This window comes from Crocosphaera watsonii WH 8501 (assembly GCF_000167195.1).
In the GTDB taxonomy this organism is placed as follows: domain Bacteria; phylum Cyanobacteriota; class Cyanobacteriia; order Cyanobacteriales; family Microcystaceae; genus Crocosphaera; species Crocosphaera watsonii.
In genome coordinates, this window is record NZ_AADV02000254.1 from 1 (window position 1) to 4,076 (window position 4,076).

Genomic DNA, 4,076 nt, shown 5'->3' on the forward strand with positions numbered 1-4,076 from the left:
CCCCCAAACAGGGCAATCGCATTAAAATCTGAGATGCGTGATCCAGTAAAGATTTTAGAGTTTCAGTACAAATGAACGGCGATCGCGAAACCTCTTATGCAGTCAGCTTTTCAAAAATTAAATGCGATTGCCCTGCCCCCCCAAACTGTTTTGATGCGCGAGCGTCAACTCCTAAAAGAGAGAAAACAATCCGATTTTATGCTAATAATAATCAGATTGTCCTTAATCGTTTTATAACTTAAATCATGAGCTTTTTAGCAGTTTATGAATCTCATTTTACCAAACATTTAACACAAACACAGTTCCAGGCTTTTAGAATTTTACTGTGGTTGCTGACAGTACATAAACAGGTTAGAATAGAAAGGTTAGCAGCTTGTTTTCCTTTACCAATCCTTTATCAAAGTCGTCGTAAACATATCCAGAGATTCCTAGTTTTGTCAGCTTTAGCCATTCCCAGATTCTGGTTTCCTGTCATTAAAGCTATTATTTGTAAAGAATTTAAGACTGGCTCTCGTCTGATTATAACAATTGACCGAAACCAATGGAAAGATAAAAATGTTTTCATGGTTGCTGTTATCTGGAAAAAGCTGGCTTTACCCATCTATTGGACACTTTTAGCCCAGATTCCGCACTTCAAAATGTAGTATAAAAGAATACATAGTTTTAAAAAGTCCGAAAATCATACCTGGGCAAGAATATTTCTCTTTTCATTAAATTTTTAGGAAAAATAATCAAATTAAGAAGATTTATACTCATTGAAAACTTAGCAAGACTCAGCACAAACGAAGGAGAGTTTCCTCTTCTCATTTGATATCATTAGACTCTTATTCTTTTATTATTTTTGCTTTATCCAATTCAATTTATAGATAATATCTTTGACAAGATGCAGGTAATAAACTCAATATAAAACGCCTTTCTTCTGTTAAATTGACAATTTGTTTGACTCCGCTTAAAATCACATAATGAATACCTTGAAAACATTGAAATATCCACCTCAAAGTCGGACGCAATGTTACTTTCCCTACTTGATTATTTATTCCTTTTTTGACTCTTTTTAAACAATTTCTTAATTCTCTTTGCCCCAAGTTATAAATCAACAAACACAAAGACATTAAAAATAACATTGTTTCTATTCTTTCTGGTTTTTCAACGAAGAAACTATCAGTAAAAAATAAGGGATCTTTCAAAAATCGAAATCCTCTTTCCGTAGATTGCTGGTTTTTATAAGTTATCAGAATTTCACTAGCTTCTAATTTATTTTCCTCTACTAAGTTAGTTGCTAAAATAAATTTTCCTGCTTCTTTAGTCTTTCTACTTATCTCTTCATCTTTTTTGATGATCAGACTAATCATTTTATAAATCTTTTCCTTTTTTTTCGAGTAAGTTTCAATCAGTTCAACTTCTTTTATTTCCAACAATCTCAATTTTTTATTAATAGCTTTTAATTTATATCGAGCAGCTTGAGGATGTTCAAATTCTTCAGATTGTATTTCTTTAAGAAATTTTTGGGATTTCTTCTCTTCTTGGGAAAGTTGTTTTTCTAGTTTTTCCAAATCACTTTTCTGTCTTTTTTCACTCAAGACTATTAACCAAGTTTGCTTGATTCCACCATAAGTAACAATTTCTTCTTTCCAGGTATAACTTTCTAAATTTAGGTCACTTCTTTTTTCTTTATCTTCATCTTTTACTTCTTTCACCTCTATATTTTGCACTAATTCTTTTGCTTTTTTTATGGTCATTGGAACTCTCGTTATCCATTTTAAATGTTGGATTAGTTGGAGATTTTCTTGACCATATAAAGCACTATCACAAACCATGATACTATCAAACTTTATTTGCTTTTTGAATTCTACTAAAACTTTTCCAAATACAGCTTTATCAGATTCATTTCCATCTCCTACTCTCACAAATAATGGAATATCTCCATCTTGGCTTGTTATTAAATCCAAGACACATTGTTTTAAGTCTGGTCTATGATCCCGAGAATATCCTTTCTTAATAAAAATTGGTCTTTCTTTAATAATTTTTTCTTCTTCCTGTTTCTCTTTATCTTCTTCCCTTTTATATTCTCCATCTAAATGAAATGATGTGGAATCTAAATGGGAGTATTTAAGGTCTATTTTAAATTTTTTAATTACTTCTAAAACTACTTCAATAAAAATATCATTTAGTCCATATTTATATAATTCATCCATTACTCTCCCAATTTTATCATCATTAAGGTAATCAGGTTTAATTCTTTCTCCTAACAATTTCTCAATGGCTTTATCTTGAAAAAACTGACTGAATAAATATAGAGGTCTTGAAACAAATCCTAGTCCATTGATTAAAATAGACTTAACTACTGTACCTGCTGAGATTTTTTCTCTAACATCTATTCCTAATTTATTATTAATTATTTTGACTATTCCTATTTCATCAATTAAACCAGCTACTATCCCTAAATGGTCTAAATTTTTAACTTGTATTTCTTCTAAATAAGACATTTTTCGCTCTTTTTTTACAGAGGAAACAACTTAAGCAATTATACTTAATTATTAACCCCAGGCTTGTAGTATTTAATGCTACTTTTTGAAGTGCGGAATCTGGGTTGAAGTTTTTTTTCTTCATAGTTATGATCTTCTGTCATTGCTTCAATAACACTGTTGGTTACTTCCCACATTAATACGGGAGGAACCGCATTTCCTAAAGCCCTGTAAAGAACAGTTTTTGACCCTGGTAATATAAAACTTTCTGGAAATGATTGAATTCGGGCAACTTCTCTAGGGGTAAACATTCTATAACGATTAGGAGTTTCGCATTGACAAAAGAGCGTAAATATGCAGATGATGTTTTCAGGTGATCGCTAATGAAGGAGAAAAATCATAAGACTTCGGAGTAAACCATCAACAGCCCAATGTAATCTAGATCAATATACATACTTCTTGCTCTCAGAGCCAAAATACACAGGTTGCTGCCGTTTAGCTGAGATTTTAGAAATTTCTCGTCATAGCACCAATAGATTCTTACTAAGAGAGCAATATGAACCAATAGATTTATTTAGAGAAGTTCAAGGAAACCTTAATTTGATTGGAGGAGTGTTAAGTGGGGATGATACCGTTATTGAAAAACACTACTCTCAAGTAGGAAAAGCTCATTTAATCAACTATTATTGGTCAGGAAAACATCAAAAAGCCATCAAAGGAATTAACTTAATTAGGGTTTGCTGAATAAAAGCAAAACCCTATTCTTTAAAAGGTTACACCCATATTCGCGATCGCAAAAAAGATCAGCTTTGTCGGCTACAAACCGCTATAATTGATAGAAACACCTCCCAGTTGTTGGTCAAGAACAAATGTATCGAAAAGAGGAGCAACCTTTACCGCCCCCAGAAAAATTTGAATTACCTTTCGAGGGCAAATTGTCCCCCAATAATCGTTGGGTAATCATGGCAGAGTTGATACCTTGGGATGATTTTGAGGAAGAATATGCTAAACTTTTTTCAGCAGAAAAAGGTGCGCCAGCCAAACTATTTAGAATGGCATTAGGGACATTAATTATTAAGGAAAAATTAGGAACAAGTGATAGAGAAACTATAGAACAGATTAGAGAAAATCCTTATCTACAATACTTTATAGGTTTAAATTGTTATCAACAAGAGCCACCACTGGAATCTTCAATGCTAGTTCATTTTAGGAAAAGAATTGATGGAGAATTGATAAACAAAATCAATAAAAAAATAGTAAAAAGAGAAATAGACAAGAGTGATAAAGAAGTAAAAAAAAGGATTGTCCTCCCAAGAAAAAGGGAAGAAAAATTAAAAAATAAAGGGTAACTAATTTATAGACGCGACTTGTGCCCCACGCAGACCTCATATCCCCAACGGATTTAGGCATATTAACTCAAGCCAGAATTGAGACAGAAAGNATATTGCTAGATAGAGATACCAACATCAAGAGTACAGTGCGGAACCGCGACGCATATCGAGTCCCGATGCTAGTCTTCTATATGAAAAGTACGTTCGCGTACGAAAAGTATCTATCGTAGCCCGTCGAACGACTATCGGAACGTTCTCGCTTTTTTCATTCTTCAACGTA

3 protein-coding genes and 2 pseudogenes are annotated in these 4,076 nt (G+C 32.7%); 3 read left to right on the top strand and 2 right to left on the bottom strand.

The annotated features are described in order from the left end of the window. Positions 1-245 precede the first annotated feature (245 nt). Complete coding sequence (locus CWATDRAFT_RS30155; RefSeq protein ID WP_007308512.1) at positions 246-644, top strand: hypothetical protein; 399 nt, start codon at positions 246-248, stop codon at positions 642-644. 216 nt (positions 645-860) lie between these two features. Here CWATDRAFT_RS30155 and CWATDRAFT_RS30160 read toward each other — a convergent pair whose 3' ends face one another. Together CWATDRAFT_RS30160 and CWATDRAFT_RS30165 are read right to left on the bottom strand one after the other, a co-directional pair. Beyond that, positions 861-2,486 (bottom strand): IS1634-like element ISCwa1 family transposase, encoded by a 1,626-nt coding sequence (locus tag CWATDRAFT_RS30160; protein ID WP_007308516.1) that lies wholly within the window; start codon positions 2,484-2,486, stop codon positions 861-863. Positions 2,487-2,530: 44 nt separating this feature from the next. Beyond that, positions 2,531-2,830, bottom strand: coding sequence for a DNA cytosine methyltransferase (locus tag CWATDRAFT_RS30165; RefSeq protein ID WP_326997448.1), 300 nt, complete (start codon positions 2,828-2,830; stop codon positions 2,531-2,533). 34 nt (positions 2,831-2,864) lie between these two features. Here CWATDRAFT_RS30165 and CWATDRAFT_RS30170 point away from each other — a divergent pair. Together CWATDRAFT_RS30170 and CWATDRAFT_RS30175 are read left to right on the top strand one after the other, a co-directional pair. Then, positions 2,865-3,197 (top strand): annotated as a pseudogene (locus CWATDRAFT_RS30170) (IS701 family transposase); the annotation flags it as partial. 137 nt (positions 3,198-3,334) lie between these two features. Next, positions 3,335-4,076: pseudogene (locus CWATDRAFT_RS30175) on the top strand (transposase); the annotation flags it as partial.

Excerpts from the sequence above, each read along its gene's own strand:
- CWATDRAFT_RS30155 (WP_007308512.1), top strand. The coding sequence starts at position 246 with ATGAGCTTTTTAGCAGTTTATGAATCTCATTTTACCAAACATTTAACA.
- CWATDRAFT_RS30160 (WP_007308516.1), bottom strand. The coding sequence starts at position 2,486 with ATGTCTTATTTAGAAGAAATACAAGTTAAAAATTTAGACCATTTAGGG.